The organism is Arthrobacter sp. Cr_A7 (genome assembly GCF_029222765.1).
In the GTDB taxonomy this organism is placed as follows: Bacteria; Actinomycetota; Actinomycetes; order Actinomycetales; family Micrococcaceae; genus Arthrobacter.
This window is the reverse complement of the sequence record NZ_JARHXQ010000163.1, coordinates 1-18,690: the sequence shown is the minus strand read 5'-3', so window position 1 is coordinate 18,690 and position 18,690 is coordinate 1. Positions and strand designations below refer to the sequence as shown.

The window sequence follows — 18,690 nt, the reverse complement described above, 5'->3', positions numbered from 1 at the left end:
TGTAGCCCGAAACCCTGATTCGACGGGCGCTGCAGTGCCTCGGGTAGGCTAGAGCAGCAGACATTGCGCGTCATTGCGCTGCCCGCATTCAAACCAGGAGAATTTGTGACCGCTGACCTTGTCATCGTAGGGTCTGGCTTTTTTGGCCTGACAATCGCCGAACAGGCCGCTACCGAGCTGGGCTTGAAGGTCGTTGTCATCGACCGCCGCCACCACATTGGCGGCAATGCCTACAGCGAAAAAGAAGAGCAGACCGGTATCGAGGTGCACCGCTACGGAGCACACCTGTTCCATACGTCCAACGAGCGCGTGTGGGAGTACGTGAACCGGTTCACGACGTTCACGAACTACGTCCACAAGGTATACGGCGTGCACAAAGGTGAGGTCTATTCCCTGCCCATCAACCTGGCCACTATTAACCAGTTTTTCCGTGCCAACCTGACGCCGGGCCAGGCACGGGAGCTTATCCAGGAGCAGGCGGGCGAGCTTGCCGGCACCGATCCGCAGAACCTGAATGACAAGGGCATCCAGCTGATTGGCCGCCCGCTTTATGAAGCCTTCATCAAGCATTACACCGGCAAGCAGTGGCAGACGGACCCCAAGGACCTGCCCGCCGGAATCATCTCGCGGCTGCCCGTCCGTTACAACTACGACAACCGGTACTTCAATGACAAGTACGAGGGCCTGCCCACCAACGGCTACACCGCGTGGATCGAAAAGATGGCCGAACACCCGAACATCGAAGTACGGCTCAACACGGACTTCTTCGACGAGTCGCACGAGTACAGCAAGAACAAGGTTGTAGGCAACATTCCGGTTGTGTACACCGGACCCGTTGACCGCTACTTCGATTACGCCGAGGGCGACCTATCCTGGCGCACTATTGACTTCGAGGAAGAAGTGCTCGACATCGAGGACTTCCAGGGCACGTCAGTTGTGAACTACAACGACGACGACGTTCCCTACACCCGGGTCATCGAACCGCGCCACTTTCACCCCGAGCGTGATTACCAGACGGAGAAGACCGTCATCATGCGCGAGTTCTCACGCTTTGCGGAGAAGGGCGACGAGCCGTACTACCCTGTCAATACTTCCGCGGACAGGGAGCGCTTGCTCAAGTACCGCGATTTGGCGGCTGCTGAGAGGGACGTTCTGTTCGGCGGCAGGCTGGGGACGTACAAGTACCTGGACATGCACATGGCCATCGGCGCAGCACTGAGCATGTTCGACAACAAGATCCGGCCGCATTATGAAAGCGGCGCAAAGCTGGAAAGCGGAGGCGTGGACGCATGAACGAAGCGCAGGGCTGGTCGACCCTTCAGCGGGTGATTCTCCCTTCGCCGGACCAGCCGGACACTGTTCCTTTGTACGCGGACGCGGGCACCGCCAGCGGCATCCGGTTGAGGGAAAACGATGAGTTGGCCCGTACGCCGAAGCTGCCGGAAGAGAAGCTGCAGATGTTCAGCTCGGGCGGCCGTGAAGCCCACTTTGAGGACCTGCTCTCCAGACACTCCATGCGGGTCCGGTCAGGGGAGCAAATTTCCTTCGGCACATACTTCAACGCGTTCCCGGCGAGCTATTGGCGCCGGTGGACGTCCGTCAGGGATATCCGCCTGGTCGTCAGCACCAGAGGAACGGGAACGGTCACCGTTTACAAGTCCAATGCACGCGGGTCAGTCCAGCGCGTCGCCGGACAACACGTCGACGGTGCCGCTACGTCGGTCTTTGACCTCACCCTCAAGCCATTCGGCGACGGCGGATGGTACTGGTTCGACCTGGCGGCAAGTTCCGGTGAACTTCTGCTGGAAAACGGTGAATGGCAGGCTGAGGGTGGCGAGAGTGCCAAGGGCCAGGTGACCCTTCAGATCACCACAATGAACAAACCTGATTTTTGCCTCAACAACGCCCGAATCCTCGCGGAGAATCCAGACGTTCTCAAGAACGTCAAGGAGATCCTGATAGTCGACCAGGGAACACAAAAGGTCGAGGCAGAAGATGGTTTTGCAGCCGTAAAGGAAGCGCTGGGCGACAAGCTCAGGATCATCAACCAGGCAAATCTTGGCGGATCAGGTGGCTTCGCGAGGGGCATGTACGAAGCCGTGGAGAACGGCAGCGACTATGTCCTGCTGTTGGATGACGACATTGTGGTGGAACCGGAAAGCATCGTCCGGCTGGTGACGTTCGCCGACCACTGCCGAAAGCCGACCATCGTCGGTGGCCACATGTTTGACCTCTACAACCGCAGCGTGCTCCATACGTTCGGCGAGGTAGTTGACCCCTTCCGGATTGTGCCCGCGCTGCCACACGCAGACATGGATGTGCGGCACGACTTTAGTATCGCCAACCTCCGCCAGACGGCGTGGCTGCACCGGCGTGTAGACGTGGATTACAACGGGTGGTGGATGTGCCTCATCCCCACAGAAGTAATCCGGGAAATCGGCCTGTCACTGCCGCTGTTTATCAAATGGGACGATGCCGAATACGGGTTGCGCGCGCGGGAAGCCGGGTTCGCAACGGTGTCTCTTCCCGGGGCCGCCGTTTGGCACGTCTCATGGCTCGACAAGGACGACCTCGTCGGGTGGCAGGCATACTTTCACGAACGCAACAGGCTGATCACTACCCTGATCCACAGCCCCTATCCAAAGGGCGGGCGGGTCCTGCGTGAATCCGTCCAGTCGGACGTTAAGCATCTGGTGTCGATGCAGTACTTCACGGAACACGGTCGTATCGAGGCCTTAAAGGATCTCTTTAAGGGGCCACACGTCCTCCATGAAGTGCTTGGCTCAAAGCTGCCTGAAATCAACGCGCTTAAGGCGTCCTATCCCGACGCCCAGTTGAAAGACGACGTTGACGACTTTCCCGCTCCCAAGCTGGGACGGGGGCCAATGGGAGGAACCGTCGTAGGAATGCCCAGCAAGAAGGAGCTCATACCTTGGGGCATCAAGACAGTTGCGCGGCAGCTCATCAAGGCGCCCGGACCCGAAAGTGCTGAGCGGCCCCAAGGGTATCTCGCCCACCGGGACAACCGCTGGTTCAGGGTGGCCCACTACGACAGCGTAGTAGTGTCCAATGCAGAAGGAACGGGTGCGTCCTGGTATCAGCGCGACCCGAAAAAGCTCAAGTCAATGCTGACGGAGGCAACACGCCTGCACGTGCGGCTGTTCCGGGAGTGGGACCGGCTCGCCGAACAGTACCGCAACGCGGTCTCGGAAGTCAGCTCGATGGAGTCGTGGAAAAAGACCTTTGACGCGGCAGAGGACCCAAAGTAGATGGCCGGCACCACCAACGATATGATTCGCCCTGGCCAGGGGCGCGGCCTGCTTGACGTTTACGACCACCGCTTCCTGCTCAAGCTGTTGGTGCGTAAAGAGATCAAGGTGCGGTACCGCGGCTCGGTCTTGGGACTGCTCTGGTCTTACGTCAAGCCGCTGATGCAGTTCCTGATATATTTCGTGGCCTTGGGGATCTTCCTCAACCTTCAGCGGGGGACTCCCAACTACGCTATCTATCTGTTTGCGGGCATCGTCCTGGTGAACTTTTTCACGGAATCGTTGGGTAACGCCACAAGATCCATCGTCGACAACCGCGACCTTATCCGGAAAATTTACCTGCCCCGCGAACTCTTCCCGGTTGCGACAGTGTGGGTTTCGGCGGCGCATTTCCTGCCTCAGCTGGTAGTGCTGATGGGTGCTTGCCTCATTGCGGGATGGACCCCCTCCCTCCTCCAGCTTGCCGCCGCCATCCTGGCCTTCATACTGGTTTCCGTCCTTGCTACGGGGCTTGGCCTTCTGTTCAGCGCCGCCAACGTCTACTTCCGTGATTCGGAAAATATCGTCGATATGATCCTCATGGTGGTTACGTGGGCGTCCCCGGTGCTCTACGTCTGGACGATGGTGCAGGACGTCATGGGCTCGTGGTACTGGGTTTACCAGCTCAACCCCATGACTGTGGCCGTCGAAATTTTCCACTGGGCATTCTGGTTCCCCACCTTGAAGGAGGACCAGGTGGGACTTGCATCGATGCCGCCAGACCTCATGACCGTATGGCTTCCGGTCGCCTACCTTATTTCCATCGCTGTGTTGTTCGTGGGCCAGCTGGCCTTCCGCCGCTCGGCCGTCCATTTTGCACAGGAGCTTTAACGTGACTGCACGAGGCGATGTCGCCATCAGCTGCAAAAAACTGCGGAAGCAGTTCGTCCTGCGGCACACCCGGTCAATGAAAGAGGCTGTCGTCTGGCTGGTCAAGGGACGGAAGGGTGACCTGTCCAAGAAATTCATGGCACTGACTGACGTGTCCCTCGATGTTCAGCAGGGTGAAACAGTTGCTCTGCTAGGGCTCAACGGCAGCGGAAAGTCGACGCTCCTCAAGCTCATCTCGGGCGTTCTCCAGCCCGACGGCGGGACAGTTCACACGCGCGGGCGAGTCGCCGGACTTATTGAGGTGGGAGCGGGCTTCCACCATGACCTCAGTGGCCGGGACAACGTGTACCTTAATGGCGCGATCCTGGGCATGAGCGAGAGCCAGATCGACGAGATGTTCGATTCCATCGTTGAATTCTCGGAGATTGGTGAATTCATCGACACTGAAGTCAAGTTCTACTCGTCCGGTATGTATCTCCGGCTCGCATTCTCCATCGCGGTACACACTGACCCGGAAGTGTTCCTCATAGATGAGATCCTGGCTGTGGGCGATGAGCCATTCCAGCGGAAATGCATCGCCAAGATCAAGGAATTGTCCGACAAGGGTAAGACCCTCTTTGTAGTCAGCCACGACCTTGACCTGGTTTCTACCGTCTGTGAGCGGGGAATCCTCCTTGAACACGGCGAAGTCATTATGGACGGCGAGGTCCACGAAGTCGTCTCGGAACTCAGGGCGCGCACCGCGACGGCCTAATGCCCCAACTGCAGCGCCTCCTGCGAGACGTGCAGTTGGGGCCAGCGGGAAACTTTTACGACCTGGAGCGGGACTCCGCTCCGGTTTTGGCTGGCAATGGTTCAGCAGGCACGGCAACCGGCCGGCGCTTCGTGGAGGACGTGCGAGACGGCCATTTCAAGAGTGCGCAGCCCGGGAAGACGTAACCGTAGAGGCAGTGCGCTGCAAATGCCACCAAGGCGACGTAAGCCACGCACAGCGCCAGCCACCCGAGGGGCGGCTGCCACCCGGGATTGGTAATCATGATCTGCCAGTTGGCCAGCTCGCGAATACCCACTACATAGCGCCGCAGAATATATGCAAATGCCAGCCCATGGGCGAAAACCCCGGCCAACAGAACTACGCGACCGACTGACTTCGCCGGCTCCGTTTGGCTGATCCGCAAATGCCTGACAGCGATCCCGGCGGCGATCAGGAGCACCAGGAAAAGGGGAAGGTTGTAGCGGCCCTGCCAAATGAATCCCATGGTTTCCACTACTTGAGCCTGGAGGACCGCGGGGACGATCAGCAGGAGTGCAAGGGCGATCCAATATCCTGCGGTGCGGCGCCATGGACGGACGGCCAGCGGCAACAGGAGCGCGACCACAATCAGGAAGCTCCAGAACATCTGGACAGCATCAGGCAGGCGGCTGTCCAGCCAACCCATAACACCAACGTATTGGGGGAAGAAGCCGAAGAATCTGTCCAGCATCGTAACGAAGCCCTGGTCGGCACGTACGCCGGGAAGGGGGTTGATGATCCCAATAGGCGCAACGCCAGCCGAAGCAGGGGCGTTGAGCATCAGCAGAATCCATGTGATGCCGAGCAGGACCCCCGGAACCGTCGCCGCAACCGCAAGGAGAACGTACTTGTTTTGGAAGGCCGTGATGATCGACCGGCGCTGGTAGAAGGACAGTCCGACAATGAGAGCGCACAACAGCCATACCAGCGACACCTGACGGGTATTGGCGAGGATCGCTGACGCTGCCACGACCGTCATGACCGCAGGCTTAATGGCCTGTGGCCTGTGGGCATTGTCCAAAAGGACAATGAAGCCACAGAAGGCTGCCATTGTGGCTGCAACTTCGAGGGAGTTCGGATTGATTCCAGACCCCAGGAACAGGACCATGGGCGTCATGCTGACGCTGGCCAGGACTACCGGTATCTGTGGCCGGAGGAATCTTGACAGGGCAGTGAACCCGGCCGCCAGGAAAACTGCTGTAAGGACTGAGCTGACGATACGCATCGTGTAGAGGGCGGGAGCTCCACTGAGCCACAGGCTTGGCAGCCCAACAATCCAGTAGTACATGGGATTGTACGTTCCAGCTGTCGTGACGCCGATCGTCTCGTACGTATCGCTTGCGGGGATGGGCGGGGCGCATCCCGCTGACGTGTCCGGCCGGAATTTGTAGCATCTCTGGGCATCGAGATTGGCGATGTACGCTGGCACCTTCACATGGACCCCGTGTCCGAAGGACGATCCCTCCTGGACAGTTATCTGACCCCTTACTACCGCAGCGGCCTTAATCGTGTGGGCCGGCTCGTCCGGGAATGCCATAAGTGGTGTGGCCAAAGCCCACAGGGAAATAAGGAGCGCAAAGAGTCCGAAAAGCTGGAAGAACAGCTTTCGGCCGCTTTTCAATGCAGGTTGTGCCTTCGAACCGGCGACTTCCATTTGATGAAGGTGGATGGTGGTCTCACTTGTTCGTTGTGCACTGTCCGAGGGGTGCGTCAATCCGCTCACTCAGTTCCCTCCACGATTGCGGCAATCAGCTCTTTGGCTTGATCCGACGTTTTACTGTTTGGTGGCAAAGCGCTGGCGAAGATGTTGGCGTTTCGCTGACCAGTCTCACTGAAGATTGCTTGCCCCCAGGAGCTGACAAGCTTCGCGATTTCCGCGTGCGGGTACTCCCGGCACAACACCACGTATTCCTTCACAGCCAATGCGTATCCGGCCTTGCCGTCGAGTTCCTGCTCTAGGGCGCCAGGTGCCGTACTGGCTGTATTTCCTGCTTCGATGGCGGCGAGGACCGAGTCCGGCGAGAAAGACTGGTACGTTCCATCGAATTGCAATGAGGCGGTCGAAAAGCGCGAGCCGATGATGCCACGTTCAAAGACTGCCAGCCCGCCGACTGTATCGTCGAGGTATGACGCGACTGCGATCGGCTTCGTGTCCGCTTTTACATCCACTGATTCAGGCCACTCGGCAGAAATCCCGAAGCCCCATTCGCTGCCTGCCTCTTGTGACAGGTACTCGGTCACGGCCTCCGTGACGTCCTGGTCATCGTCAGACAGCAAAGGTGTAATTTCGATGTCGGGCAGATCCAGCCCCGGATTTTCCTGGGCGATCCGCGGGTCATTCCAACGGGTGATCTCTCTAAGCAGGATGCCGGACAGGATGCCGGCGTTGAGTTTTACGTTCCGGATTCCGGGGAGGTTGTAAGCTACGCCGACCGGGAGCACGGCCGCCGGAAGGATGAGTGGTCCGGACGGGCCGCAGAGTTGTCCGCTGGAAGCTGGCAGCTCCACAGATCCTGGCATCGTCGACGTAGCGAAGTGCGTCTGTTCCCGTGCCAAGGCGTCTATCCCGGTTGTGCCCCCGTCGGGGGAGAAAGCCACGGATACTGCTGGGTTCGGCCCCCTCCAGCCTTCCTGCCATGCAGCGACGAGCGCACTCATTGAGCCGTTCCCGACGCCCACCAGGCTGCCCCTTAGCGCGTCATCGCTGACGGCGGGCGGTGGTGCCGTGCATGCTGTTGTGGTCAAGACAGTTGCCAAAACGGCGATGCCGCAGAGGCCCAGCGGGGATGTAATTCTTGGCTGTGTTATCTTCTTGTCTCGACGTTTCACGTGCCTAGCCTACGCGGCCAGGAGGGCACGGCGTTATTCCGGCAGAGCCACACGGCGGGCGGGTCCAGTCACTGCACTGCGGCTATTTTGGGCCTCAGCCTTGCTCGTCAAGTAGAATCGCTGAGGTCAGGGAGCCTCCTTGCCGCGGCAAGTTGCGAGGCAGCCTACTACAGCCGCCGTCAACAGTAAGGTTTTGTATGTCCTGGTGGTCGGAGGCGCCAGCGTTCTTTGCTGCTTTGACGCTGCTGTTCGTCCCCGGCGCTGTTGTGGCCTGGGTGGCTGGAGTCCGCGGTTTCCTTTTGTATGCGTCAGCGCCCACGCTGAGCCTCTCGCTTGTGGCTTCCGCCGCAATAGTCGCTCCAGTTGTCGGACTTGATTGGTCCGCTCTCGCTCTTGCGGCTGCAACGGCAGCGGCGCTTGTTGTGGTGCTGACGGCACGCAAGACCTTGTTGTGGAAGATCCCCGCACTGTCGGAAAAGGCCGGTGTGGGTTACCGCAGGGCAGTCAGCCTGGGTTTGATTATCGCCGCGGTACTGGTGGCCGTCCGGATGATGGGCGCGATAGCCCAGCCGGACGCCTTGTCCCAGACATTCGACAACGTGTTTCACATGAATGCAGTTCAATTCATCCTCGATCACCGCTCGGGATCGTCCTTTTCGGTTGGCGACATGACGGGGGGAGGCTTTTACCCCGCCGCTTGGCACGATCTTGTCTCGCTCCTGAGCCAGCTCACTGGGGCAAGCATCCCTGTGGCCGCGAATGTCATTAACGTCTGTGTAGGGGCTGTTGTCTGGCCGGCCGGTTGCGTCTACTTGGCGCAGGTGACTGTGGGGAGCCGTCCCGCTGCGGTCATTGCTGCCGGCGTGCTTTCCGCCGCGTTCGGCGCCTATCCGCTTCTCATGGTGGACTTTGGAGTCCTTTACCCCAACTTTCTCGCCCTGGCTCTGCTTCCCTTCGTGTGGGCCCTCGGCATCCAGGCGTTCCGGTTTTCGGCAGATGGTCCCGCGCAGCCCTGCGCAATGTGGTTTCTCTTCCTGGCGACGCTGCCGGGGCTGGCACTTTCGCATCCCAGCGGCGTCTTGACACTTTTGCCGTTGCTTGCCGCTGCCGCGGTCATCTGCTGGTGGCAGTGGAATTTCCGCTGCACGCCCCGAAGTGGAATTTGGCGCTGGGGTGCCGCGAGGGTGGTGCTGCTCGTTGCAGCGGGAGCGGTTTGCGTTGCGCTGTGGAAGGTCGTCAGGCCACCTGAAGCGGCGGCAACATGGCCGCCGGTCGCCACATGGACGGACGCGATTTGGGACTTCGTCAGCAGTTCAGGCATCGACCGGCCGGAATCATGGGCAGTTATGGCACTGGCAATGGTGGGGCTCGGCGTGGCTGCCAGGAGCAAGCGCTATTGGCTTCTGGGCGCGTATGCTGCTGTCGCGATCCTGTTTTTCATGGCCGTAGCAGGCCGGCCTGGCCGGATCCGAACGTTCCTTACCGGGGTCTGGTACAACGACCCGCAACGCCTTGCCGCGATAGTCCCCATCGTTCTTCTGCCCATAGCCGTTCTGGGTGCCGCGTTCTGTTGGGATGGCCTGAAGCGCCTGCTCGTGAAAACACGCCGGAAAAGAATCCGGATCAAGGACTACGGTAGTCCCGCGCTGACCATCGGGGTGACTTCTGTTGCTGCAGTCGTGGCGGTCTCGACACTTATAGCAGTGACGCAGCAGGAGAACCTGGACGCTGCTCAAACGTCAGCTGCGCGCAACTATGCGATGGGTTCGGATGCACCCCTTTTGGACTCAGGGGAGATGGCCATATTGGAGCGCGTCCGGGAAGAAGTGCCGCCAGACGCTGTGGTGGTCGGTAATCCCTGGACCGGCAGTTCGCTGGCATACGCCCTTTCCCAGCGCCAAACCCTCCAGCCGCACATTCTTGGCGCCGTTTCGGACGAGGCCCTGTACGTCTTTGCGCACCTCAACATGGCTGCCGTTGATACAGCCGTGTGTGCAGCCGTTCGTGATCTTGAGGCGGAATATGTTTTGGATTTTGGCGACCGCCAAGTTAACAACGGTGAAGGACGAACCATTGACTACCAAGGGCTCGATAATTTGAAAGAAAGCGGTGTTGCGGAGGTTGTGGATTCACAGGACGGAGCGACACTCTACCGCATCACGGCTTGCGGGATTTGATTTTGCCATGCTCTTGGACAAGCGGGGAGAAGAAACTGAACAGCGGAGTTTGCAGCAGTCCTTGGGGCGAATTCATGAACATTGAGGTCCATCCACTATGAAAACCGTGATTATCCGGCTGCTGGGCTTCACAGGGCTGCCTCTGCTGTCTCTAGTGACACCCTTTTTGTTGCTTCCCATTCTTGCGCGCCTGGTCGGTGAGGTGGGCTGGTCCAGCCTGCTGGCCGGCCAAACCATCGGCACTTTCGGAGCGACAGTGATCAGCTGGGGATGGAACATCCAGGGTCCCGTTCAAATCGCGCAAAACCCGTCACCGGCATTCCGCGCGGAGCTCTATCGCGAGAGCATCAGGACTCGCTTGGTGCTGACCCTCGTGGTCTTACCAGTGGTGTCGTTTCTCGCCGCATTCCTCGCTGTCCCTGAGCTGAGACTCGAAGCGGTCGCGATGTCATGGACCACTGCATTAGGGGGACTGTCCGTAGCCTGGTACTGCATTGGGGTGGGTCAGCCGTCCCTGCTGGCGAAGTTCGACACGGTCCCGCGGGTTGTTGCCACGCTTATCGCCATACCCGTTGTGCTGGCCACCGGGTTCATCTGGCTTTACGGAGTCCTTTTGGTCTTGGCCGTGGCAATAAGCATGTTCGTGTTCCAGCGGTGGGCCGTTCCGCGCGGCCGGAATACTTTCACACACTGGCGGGCGACGACCGGCATACTGAAGTCGCAGATGGCTTCCGCCGGCATCGGCGCTTCCGGAAACACCTACGCCGCGACGCCGCTCCCCATCGCGCAGGCTTCCGTGGATCCGGCCACCGCAGGACAGTTCGGCTCGGCTGATACTGTTTACCGCTTTGGCCTCTTCTCGGTAATGGCGTTGGGAAACACCTTCCAGGGCTGGGTCCTTGAACTAGGAGACTCTTCGGAACGCCGGAGACATCTGCTCGCGATCTGGTCCCATGCTGCCCTGGGCACTGTTGGTGGCGGGTTGCTGGCGCTGCTGGGACCGTGGGCAACCGAGATCCTTTTTGGCGCCCCTGTAAGGGCCACCCAATTGACCTGTCTTTTCTATGGACTCGCCTTCTTCTTCATCTCCGCCGCCTCGCCCTTCACACGGAATCTGCTCATACCATTCGGTGGCGAAAGACTGATTTTGGTGTGGACAGCCGTCTCTGCTGTTCTTGGGGTGGGAACCATGGTGGCAGCAGGGACAGGCAACTGGGCGGAGGGCATAGCCCTAGGCATGGCATGCAGCGAGGCGCTGCTCTTTGTCGCACTGGTTTTGCCGGGTCTTCGGAGGCTGAACAACCTTGAAAAGTACCGGATGGGTGACCGGGATGAACCCCGCACCCCGTTGAAGGCTACCTAAGCCGTTCGGCCAGCCGCGGATCGATTTTTCCCATGCGGTTTATAAGTCCGTCCCTCAAACCGTAAAGGAAACCGATAAGGTGCTTCCTTCGGTTGGGACCATAAACGAATCGCACCGCGTGGCTTTGGAGCTCCATATAAAGGCGGCGGAGGATCCATTTCGGTTGGCTAAGCGCATACCGCCGCATCAATACGAAAGAGTTTCGGGTGATGTAGTACACGCGGAATGGCGAGTGGTAATGCACACTCAGTTTCTTCTCGCCGATGCGTGCATGCCAGCCCAGGATCTTCAGCGGCCTGGCGTCCCCCAATGAATGCGCAAGGTTGCTGCCTGCACTGGCGAGAGCCCGGAAACCGGCTTCCCTGACGCGGGCATTGAATTCTGAATCCACGCAGTCGATAAAGAAGTCCTCGTCGAGATACCCCACCCTGTCAAGCACGGATGTCTTGATGAGAGTGCCTGACTGCATTGGGTCGAAGACCTCCGGCTCGTCTGCCGTACCAAGCAGCGGCATCCTGATGTTGTTGTGGAACTGGGGGGCAACGAGCCCAACCGTCTGCGGGCTACTCGACGACCTGGCAACCTCGAGAGCGTCCTCAACGTAGTTTCCGGTAAATCGGGAATCCTGATCCATGGTGATTAACCACTCGGGTTCCCATAGTTCGCGTGCGCGCTTCATTCCGGCATTAAGCGCGGCAGCGATACCGCAATTTTCCGGCAGCCGGAGGACTCTCGCGCCTGTGGCCTCTACATCCGAAAGAATTCCCGACACATCGGTGGGTGACCCGTCGTCGACAACAATAACGTGTTCGACATACCTCTTGAGCGAAGCCACGTTCTCTACAAGTTCTTTGGTGGGGGAGTATGCGGAGACAACTGCCGCCACATCCCGCCCGTTAGGAGTCAGGAGCAATTTCGATGCCGTCCCTTTGCTCGGGTTGGGTGCAGTGATTAATTCCAATGCCCCCAAAAAGTTGTACATGGGCTAGTTGAAGACGGTCCTGCGCAGGGCGATGACGAGGTTTCGAAGAAAGTCCCATCGTGCGGCGAAGATCTTCCCCGCACTGCGGATTCCTTGCGGGGTCAGATTTTGCCCATGAAGCCGGTGAAGGATGGTGTCCTCTTCCAAGTAACGGATCGAACGGTTGACGATGCCCACCATCGCAATCCACTGGTCGTGGGACTCCCTCATATGCGGGGGAAAGGGCAGGATTTTTCTCAGCATCTCCTGGCGGAATGCCATCGCGCAGCCCCAATGCAGCCGATAGCCCACGACGATGCCGATGAGGTTACGCAAAGTGTGCGTGGAGTCTTGGGGCCGAAGCCTGATTCGGTGGAACCGCCCGAGGGGGCCGTCGAAATGTTTGCAATTGCTGACGACCATGGCCGCGTCCTGGAGGCCTGCAATCATCTGCTCGGCGCGGCCTGGAATCCAGATATCATCCTGGTCCGAGAGGAAAACGTACTCGCCGCTCGCTTCGGAAAGAGCTTTTTCAAACGTGCGCACGTACCCGGCGTTAGTTGCGGCGGCGATTAACCGGATTCGCTGGTCGCCGATTCCTTGGATGACGTTCCTGGTGTCGTCTGTGGAACAGTCATCCACGATGACCAGTTCATCGGTTGAGGACAGCTCCGCAAGAATGGATTCGATCTGCTCCCTGATATGCCTTGCGCCGTTGTAGGCGGCCATGCAGACGCTGATGCGCGGAAGGGCTGTCGGTAGGGGTTCCATAAAGTGCGGAATATCGCTTTCAGAATGTACCCGCTCAGTCGTGTCGAGCGGGGCTTGATCAAACGAAGAACAGTCTAGCAAAGGGCCCAAGGAGCCGGGGGACGGCCCTCCTGGCCTATAATCAAACCGACGATGATCGCGCCAGGCCTTGCCCAAATGTTGGCTGCCTGGGCGTCGCAGGGGCCTTCAGAGCGCCGGCGAAAACCACGGAAGGAACCTCAGGTCCATGACCGTTGACGTAATGTTGCCGTACTACGGCGATGTCCATCAAATGAAGCTCGCCGCCCGCAGCGTAATGAATCAGGAGAACCAGGACTGGCGGCTTGTTGTCATCGACGACGGGTATCCGGATCCGGAACCGGAACGCTGGTTTTCAACGATCACCGACCCTCGCGTAGCGTACCTGAAAAATGAGGAAAATCTTGGTGCCAACGGTAACTACCGCAAGGCGCTGACTCTGGTCGAAGCACCCTACGTCGTCATCATGGGTGCCGATGACATCATGCTTCCGAATTACCTTGACGTGGTCGTAAGTGCCTTTGAGGAATATCCCAGAGCCGATGTGGTTCAGCCAGGCGTACAGGTGATAGACGAACAGGGCATTGCCTGCACTCCGCTTGTCGATGCCGTGAAGAAGGTTTACGCCCCCAAGACGAGTGAGCGCATTGAGCTCAAAGGAGAGGTCATGGCCACAAGCCTGGTCCGCGCGGACTGGGCTTACTTCCCTTCACTTGCCTGGCGCTCCGAGACGGTCAAGCGTATCGGCTTCACCGAGGGACTGGACGTCGTCCAGGATCTGGCTCTTTTGCTGGACATAGCGGCGGAGCACGGTTCGATGATTGTTGATCCCGTACTGGCATTTCTCTATCGGCGGCACTCGGCATCGGACTCCTCAGTGCGTGCACTGGACGGCAGGCGTTTTGACGAGGAGCGGCAGTTTTTCCAGCAGCAGGCCGAGCGCTTCAGCAGCTTGGGCTGGAAGGGTGCGTCGCGGGCCGCGAGTTTTCATACAACATCCCGCCTTAACGCCGCCTCCCTGATCTTGAAGTCGGTCGGGAAGGGCAAATTCGATTCACTGCCGAGGCTGGCAAAGCACATCTTCAGCTAGCAACGGATACAAAAAAGGACGCCCCTGGGCGTCCTTTTTTGTATCCGTTGCCGCCACCGGCCGGCAGTGGCAACGGGTCATGGGTTTTGAGGCCCCGGGTCACTTCCCTGGCCGGGCTTTACCTCGAGCTGACTCCGGATGTCAGCGAGATCAGCCCTGAGCAGCGCCAGTTCCTCGCAAAGGATTCGCACCTCGTCTTCAGCCTGTGACTGTTCCCTGGAGAGATGAAGGCAGACACCCACCAAAAGGATCAGTGTCATGATGAAAAGGAGGTTTGCCGGCACCTGGATGCCGATAAGCCCGCTGGCTTTCTCCAGGAGAGAAGGGAAGGCAGAAAGTAGAAGAGTGCCGATGCCGATGACAATCCACAGGACGGCGTACTTCTCGCGAAGTTTCTGTCGGCGGAGCATTTCAAACACAAAGAAAAGGATCGCCACGACGACGATGGAGCCCATAAGGAGCGACATGTTGGATTCCTAGTTGGTGGACGGCTCGGTTTTCTTCCGCGTCAGAGCGAACAGCAAGGCCATTCCTGAGCGTCCGAGGTAGATGGCTGCCTTCATTGGGTCGTGGCTTGGGGTTCCGCCCTGGCGGGCGCGCATCGAGACCGCGACTTGCCTGACAGTGCATCCTGAACGGATGGCGACGACCAACGAGTCGATGGTATCCCCGAGGTACTCGGCAGGGTAGTGGTCAACATATTGGCGGATCGCTTTGATGTTGGCTGCCCGGAACCCGGACGTAACGTCAGTTAAAGGGGTACCTGCAATACGGGAAATCGTCCACGCCAAGACCTTCATGGCCCACTTCCTGGGGCCGCGTACGGTGTAGTTTCCCTTGTCTGCGAAGCGGGCTCCGATAGCAATGTCAGCGTGCTGAAGGCCGTCCAGCACAGCCTTGATGTCACGCGGATCGTGCTGCCCGTCGGCATCGACCTGTATGACCTGCTTGTAGCCATGACTTTTGGCATACTTGAAGCCGGTGCGCATAGCGCCTCCGACACCCATGTTGAACGGCAGTTGCAGTACGGTTGCTCCCGCCTCACGGGCCACCCGCGCAGTGCCGTCACGTGATCCGTCGTCTACTACCAGGACATCGCATGGCGGGCCAAATTCAAACACTTCCCGGATGGTGTTTCCAATGGATTCTGACTCATTCCAGGCAGGCATGATGACGAGAGTGTCAGGGTGACGGGCGGGTGCTGTCACTGATCGATCAGTCCATTCTTTACGTAGGACTCCAAGCGGATGTTCGACAACGGCGGCTCAAATCCGGTGGACTTGATTTTTGTCAGGTCCAGGACGCTGTTCAGCGGTCGCGGTGCCGCTTCTTTTCCTTTGAAGTAGTCAGCGGTGCTGACTCCTGTGACAGCAGTCCGTGCCTTGCCGCACAACTCATACACGTCCGCAGCGAGTTCTGCCCAGGACTGGGGCTCGCCGTCACTGCTGAGGTTGTACGTCCCGTACTCTGCACTGGACTCAAGCAGATGACGGATGCCCGCAGCGATATCTTCGGTGAAGCTCAGCCTGCCAACTTGATCATTGACAACCGCGGGCTCGATGCCACGGTCGGCCAGGGACGCCATGGTGCGCACAAAGTTGTTGCCTTCACCGATGACCCAGCTGGTGCGGACGATGTAGTGGCGGGGAACGACGTCCACGATCGCATCACCGGCGGCTTTGCTCTGGCCATACACCCCCAGCGGGGTGAGGGGCTCCTCCTCATCATGGAGGTTCCGGGCGCCGTCGAAGACGTAGTCGGACGAGACGTGGACCAGCGTCAGGTCATACTCGACAGCGATCCGGGCCAACCGGGATACCGCTGTGACATTGACCGCCCAGGCGGCGGCGCGGCCCTGCTGGGTCTCGGCGGCATCGACGGCCGTGTAGGCAGCCGCGTTGATGATGGTTGAGTAGTTTTTCCAGTTGCGGTCCTTGAAGGAGTCCGGATTGTCCAAATCGAACTCTGCGCGGCCGGCAAACTCGACCGATCCGTCGCCCTCATAAAGGTTGCGCAGGGCTTTACCCAATTGTCCGTTTGCACCGACCACCAGGATTTTTTTGGCGGGCATGGGCACCACGTCGGCCAGGCGCGGGTGGGCCTTGTCCTTGTCCGACAGCTCTGCCTGGCCCAACGGAATGGGCCACTGGATGGCCGCGGTTTCATCGGCGAGATTCAGGAAGGTGTACTGGCCTTGGGCGTCAGCTGACCAATGATCATTCACGAGGTAGGTGTAAGCCGTGTTGTCCTCAAGGGTCTGGAATGCGTTGCCCACGCCACGGGGGATGAAAATTGCCTGGCTGGCGTCCAGCTCCGCAGTGAAGACAGCACCGAAAGAGGGACCCTGACGAAGATCCACCCAGGCGCCAAAGATCCTGCCGGTGGCGACAGAGATGAACTTGTCCCAGGGTTCCGCGTGGATTCCGCGGGTGGTTCCTGCCTTTTCGTTAAACGAAATGTTGTTCTGGACAGGGCGGAAATCTGGCAGCCCCAGGGCCACCATTTTCTCCCGCTGCCAGTTCTCCTTGAACCAGCCCCGGTTGTCGCCATGTACCGGAAGGTCATAAAGGACGACGCCGGGAATCGGGGTTTCGTGGGCAGAAAGCTTTTTCGAAAACTCCAGAGACATGGACTACTGGCCCTGTTCCTTGTATTTGGCTTCGGTGGCTGCTTTCTGCGGCCGCCACCATTCTTCGTTGTCGCGGTACCAGGCGATGGTGTCCTCGATGCCGGCGTCGAAGTTGGAGAACTGCGGTTCCCAGCCAAGCTCATCGCGGAGTTTCGTGGAGTCGATGGCGTAGCGCAGGTCGTGGCCGGGCCGGTCCACCACGTGGTCGTAGGCGTCCGGGGACTGGCCCATGTGCTTGAGGATCAGTTCGACGACGTCCTTGTTGTTCTTCTCCCCGTCCGCGCCGATCAGGTAAGTCTCGCCGATTTTGCCCTTGGCGATGATCGCCAGGACCGCGGAGGAGTGGTCGTTGGCGTGGATCCAGTCCCGGACGTTCTCGCCCTTGCCGTAAAGCTTGGGCCGGATCCCGTCGATCACGTTGGTGATCTGGCGCGGAATAAATTTCTCCACGTGCTGGTACGGGCCGTAGTTGTTGGAGCAGTTGCTGATGGTCGCCTGCAGCCCGAAGGAGCGCACCCACGCCCGGACCAGCAGGTCAGAGCCGGCTTTGGTGGAGGAATAGGGGCTGGAAGGGTTGTAGGGGGTCTGCTCGGTGAACCGTTCGGGGTCGTCGAGTTCCAGGTCGCCGTAAACCTCGTCGGTGGAGATGTGGTGGAAGCGCTTGTTGTGCTTCCGTGCCGCCTCGATCAGCGTGTACGTGCCGATGATGTTGGTGTCCAGGAACGGGCGGGGATCGTGCAGGGAGTTGTCATTGTGCGATTCGGCAGCGTAGTGGACCACGACGTCGGTGTCGGCGACGAGGCCGTCCACCAGTGCGGGGTCGGCGATGTCTCCCTGGACAAACGTGAAGCGTGCGTCCGGCAGTCCCTTCAGCGATTCAAGGTTTCCTGCGTAGGTCAGCTTGTCCAGAACGGTGACGTGGTCATCGGTGTTATCAAGTACGTAGTGGACGAAGTTGGAACCAATGAACCCGGCACCGCCGGTAACAAGAAGTCGCTGCATAATTCCCAAGGGTACCGGATTTGCCGCGGCACTTAGCGAACGGAAAGATGGGGGACATGCGCGGAATAATACTTGCCGGCGGTACCGGCTCCAGGCTTCACCCCATCACTCTGGGCGTCAGCAAGCAGTTGGTCCCGGTCTACGACAAGCCCATGATCTACTACCCGCTGTCCACCCTGATACTCGCGGGTATCCGCGACATCCTGATTATCACCACGCCCCACGACGCCGAGCAATTTGAACGCCTGCTCGGCGACGGGTCACGTTTCGGCGTATCCATCACCTACAAGCAGCAGCCGTCGCCGGACGGCCTTGCCCAGGCTTTTGTGCTCGGAGCGGAACACATTGGTGATGACAGCGTGGCCCTTGTTTTGGGGGACAACATCTTTTATGGCCCCGGGATGGGCACCCAATTGCGCCGTTTCGAAAACATCGACGGCGGAGCGGTCTTTGGTTATTGGGTTGCCGATCCCAAGGCCTATGGCGTGGTGGAGTTCGACTCCGCGGGCAAAGCGATTTCCCTGGAAGAGAAGCCGGAAAAGCCGAAGAGCCATTACGCTGTCCCCGGTCTTTACTTCTATGACAATGACGTGGTGGAGATCGCTGAAAACCTCAAGCCTTCCGCGAGGGGGGAACTGGAGATCACGGACGTCAACCGCACTTATCTCGAAAAGGGAAAGCTGCAGGTGGAGATCCTCCCGCGCGGCACTGCCTGGCTCGATACCGGAACCTTCAATGACCTGAACGATGCATCGAACTTCGTCCGGACCACGGAAAACCGGCAGGGCCTGAAAATTGGTGCTCCCGAGGAGATCGCCTGGCGGCTCGGCTTCCTCAGTGACGATGAACTCCGGCAGCGGGCTGAGCCCCTCGTGAAGAGCGGTTATGGCTCCTACTTGATCGATTTGCTGGAACACG

The 18,690-nt window shown here is 59.2% G+C and carries 16 protein-coding genes; 8 read left to right on the top strand and 8 right to left on the bottom strand.

Annotation, left to right across the window (positions count from 1 at the left end; all coding sequences use genetic code 11):
* The first annotated feature begins 105 nt into the window (after nucleotides 1-105).
* Genes glf through P2Q66_RS10200 form a run of 4 tightly spaced genes read left to right on the top strand, consistent with a single transcriptional unit; the run spans nucleotide 106 to nucleotide 4,893 of the window.
* On the top strand, nucleotides 106-1,293 hold the full coding sequence (glf, locus tag P2Q66_RS10215; protein WP_275727755.1) for a UDP-galactopyranose mutase: 1,188 nt from the start codon (nucleotides 106-108) through the stop codon (nucleotides 1,291-1,293).
* The gene (locus P2Q66_RS10210; RefSeq protein WP_275727753.1) at nucleotides 1,290-3,269 is read left to right on the top strand and encodes a glycosyltransferase; all 1,980 of its coding nucleotides are present in this window, start codon (nucleotides 1,290-1,292) and stop codon (nucleotides 3,267-3,269) included. The genes glf and P2Q66_RS10210 overlap by 4 nt, the downstream gene beginning before the upstream one ends.
* On the top strand, nucleotides 3,270-4,139 hold the full coding sequence (locus P2Q66_RS10205; RefSeq protein WP_104443479.1) for an ABC transporter permease: 870 nt from the start codon (nucleotides 3,270-3,272) through the stop codon (nucleotides 4,137-4,139). It begins immediately after the preceding gene.
* Between the two features lies 1 nt (nucleotide 4,140).
* Nucleotides 4,141-4,893 (top strand): ABC transporter ATP-binding protein, encoded by a 753-nt coding sequence (locus P2Q66_RS10200; RefSeq protein WP_254865553.1) that lies wholly within the window; start codon nucleotides 4,141-4,143, stop codon nucleotides 4,891-4,893.
* Between the two features lie 55 nt (nucleotides 4,894-4,948).
* Here the strand turns inward: P2Q66_RS10200 and P2Q66_RS10195 are convergent, their stop codons facing one another.
* Together P2Q66_RS10195 and P2Q66_RS10190 are read right to left on the bottom strand one after the other, a co-directional pair.
* The gene (locus P2Q66_RS10195) at nucleotides 4,949-6,586 is read right to left on the bottom strand and encodes a DUF2142 domain-containing protein (protein WP_115525081.1); all 1,638 of its coding nucleotides are present in this window, start codon (nucleotides 6,584-6,586) and stop codon (nucleotides 4,949-4,951) included.
* Nucleotides 6,587-6,651: 65 nt separating this feature from the next.
* Nucleotides 6,652-7,761 carry a substrate-binding domain-containing protein gene (locus P2Q66_RS10190; protein ID WP_275727747.1) on the bottom strand — a complete coding sequence of 370 codons (1,110 nt, stop codon included), beginning with the start codon at nucleotides 7,759-7,761 and terminating at the stop codon, nucleotides 6,652-6,654.
* A 197-nt stretch (nucleotides 7,762-7,958) separates the two neighbouring features.
* Between P2Q66_RS10190 and P2Q66_RS10185 the strand changes: the two genes are divergently transcribed.
* Both P2Q66_RS10185 and P2Q66_RS10180 read left to right on the top strand, forming a co-directional pair.
* Nucleotides 7,959-9,938 (top strand): DUF6541 family protein, encoded by a 1,980-nt coding sequence (locus tag P2Q66_RS10185; RefSeq protein ID WP_275727744.1) that lies wholly within the window; start codon nucleotides 7,959-7,961, stop codon nucleotides 9,936-9,938.
* Nucleotides 9,939-10,035: 97 nt separating this feature from the next.
* Nucleotides 10,036-11,301: a polysaccharide biosynthesis protein gene (locus tag P2Q66_RS10180; protein ID WP_176156848.1), complete on the top strand. Its 1,266-nt coding sequence runs from the start codon at nucleotides 10,036-10,038 to the stop codon at nucleotides 11,299-11,301.
* On the opposite strand, the gene P2Q66_RS10175 is transcribed toward P2Q66_RS10180, so the two are convergent.
* Nucleotides 11,294-12,187 (bottom strand): glycosyltransferase, encoded by an 894-nt coding sequence (locus P2Q66_RS10175; RefSeq protein ID WP_275727740.1) that lies wholly within the window; start codon nucleotides 12,185-12,187, stop codon nucleotides 11,294-11,296. The two genes, P2Q66_RS10180 and P2Q66_RS10175, sit on opposite strands and share 8 nt — an antisense overlap.
* Before the next feature lie 99 nt (nucleotides 12,188-12,286).
* Entirely contained in the window at nucleotides 12,287-13,033 is a 747-nt protein-coding gene (locus P2Q66_RS10170; RefSeq protein WP_115525280.1) for a glycosyltransferase, read from the bottom strand.
* A 226-nt stretch (nucleotides 13,034-13,259) separates the two neighbouring features.
* Between P2Q66_RS10170 and P2Q66_RS10165 the strand changes: the two genes are divergently transcribed.
* Entirely contained in the window at nucleotides 13,260-14,141 is an 882-nt protein-coding gene (locus P2Q66_RS10165; protein ID WP_275727736.1) for a glycosyltransferase, read from the top strand.
* 77 nt (nucleotides 14,142-14,218) lie between these two features.
* Here P2Q66_RS10165 and P2Q66_RS10160 read toward each other — a convergent pair whose 3' ends face one another.
* From P2Q66_RS10160 to rfbB, 4 genes are read right to left on the bottom strand one after another with little or no spacing between them, the layout of a single operon-like run.
* A complete protein-coding gene (locus P2Q66_RS10160) occupies nucleotides 14,219-14,608 on the bottom strand; it encodes a DUF2304 domain-containing protein (protein WP_275727733.1) in 390 nt (129 codons plus the stop codon).
* A gap of 9 nt (nucleotides 14,609-14,617) precedes the next feature.
* On the bottom strand, nucleotides 14,618-15,349 hold the full coding sequence (locus tag P2Q66_RS10155) for a glycosyltransferase family 2 protein (RefSeq protein ID WP_275727731.1): 732 nt from the start codon (nucleotides 15,347-15,349) through the stop codon (nucleotides 14,618-14,620).
* Nucleotides 15,346-16,770, bottom strand: a complete 1,425-nt coding sequence (locus P2Q66_RS10150; protein WP_275727728.1) for a bifunctional dTDP-4-dehydrorhamnose 3,5-epimerase family protein/NAD(P)-dependent oxidoreductase — start codon at nucleotides 16,768-16,770, stop codon at nucleotides 15,346-15,348. Before P2Q66_RS10150 ends, P2Q66_RS10155 begins: the two co-directional genes overlap by 4 nt.
* A gap of 3 nt (nucleotides 16,771-16,773) precedes the next feature.
* Nucleotides 16,774-17,772 carry a dTDP-glucose 4,6-dehydratase gene (gene rfbB / locus P2Q66_RS10145; RefSeq protein WP_275727727.1) on the bottom strand — a complete coding sequence of 333 codons (999 nt, stop codon included), beginning with the start codon at nucleotides 17,770-17,772 and terminating at the stop codon, nucleotides 16,774-16,776.
* A gap of 56 nt (nucleotides 17,773-17,828) precedes the next feature.
* Between rfbB and rfbA the strand changes: the two genes are divergently transcribed.
* Nucleotides 17,829-18,690: glucose-1-phosphate thymidylyltransferase RfbA (rfbA, locus tag P2Q66_RS10140; protein ID WP_275727725.1), on the top strand; the 862-nt coding region annotated here is incomplete at its 3' end.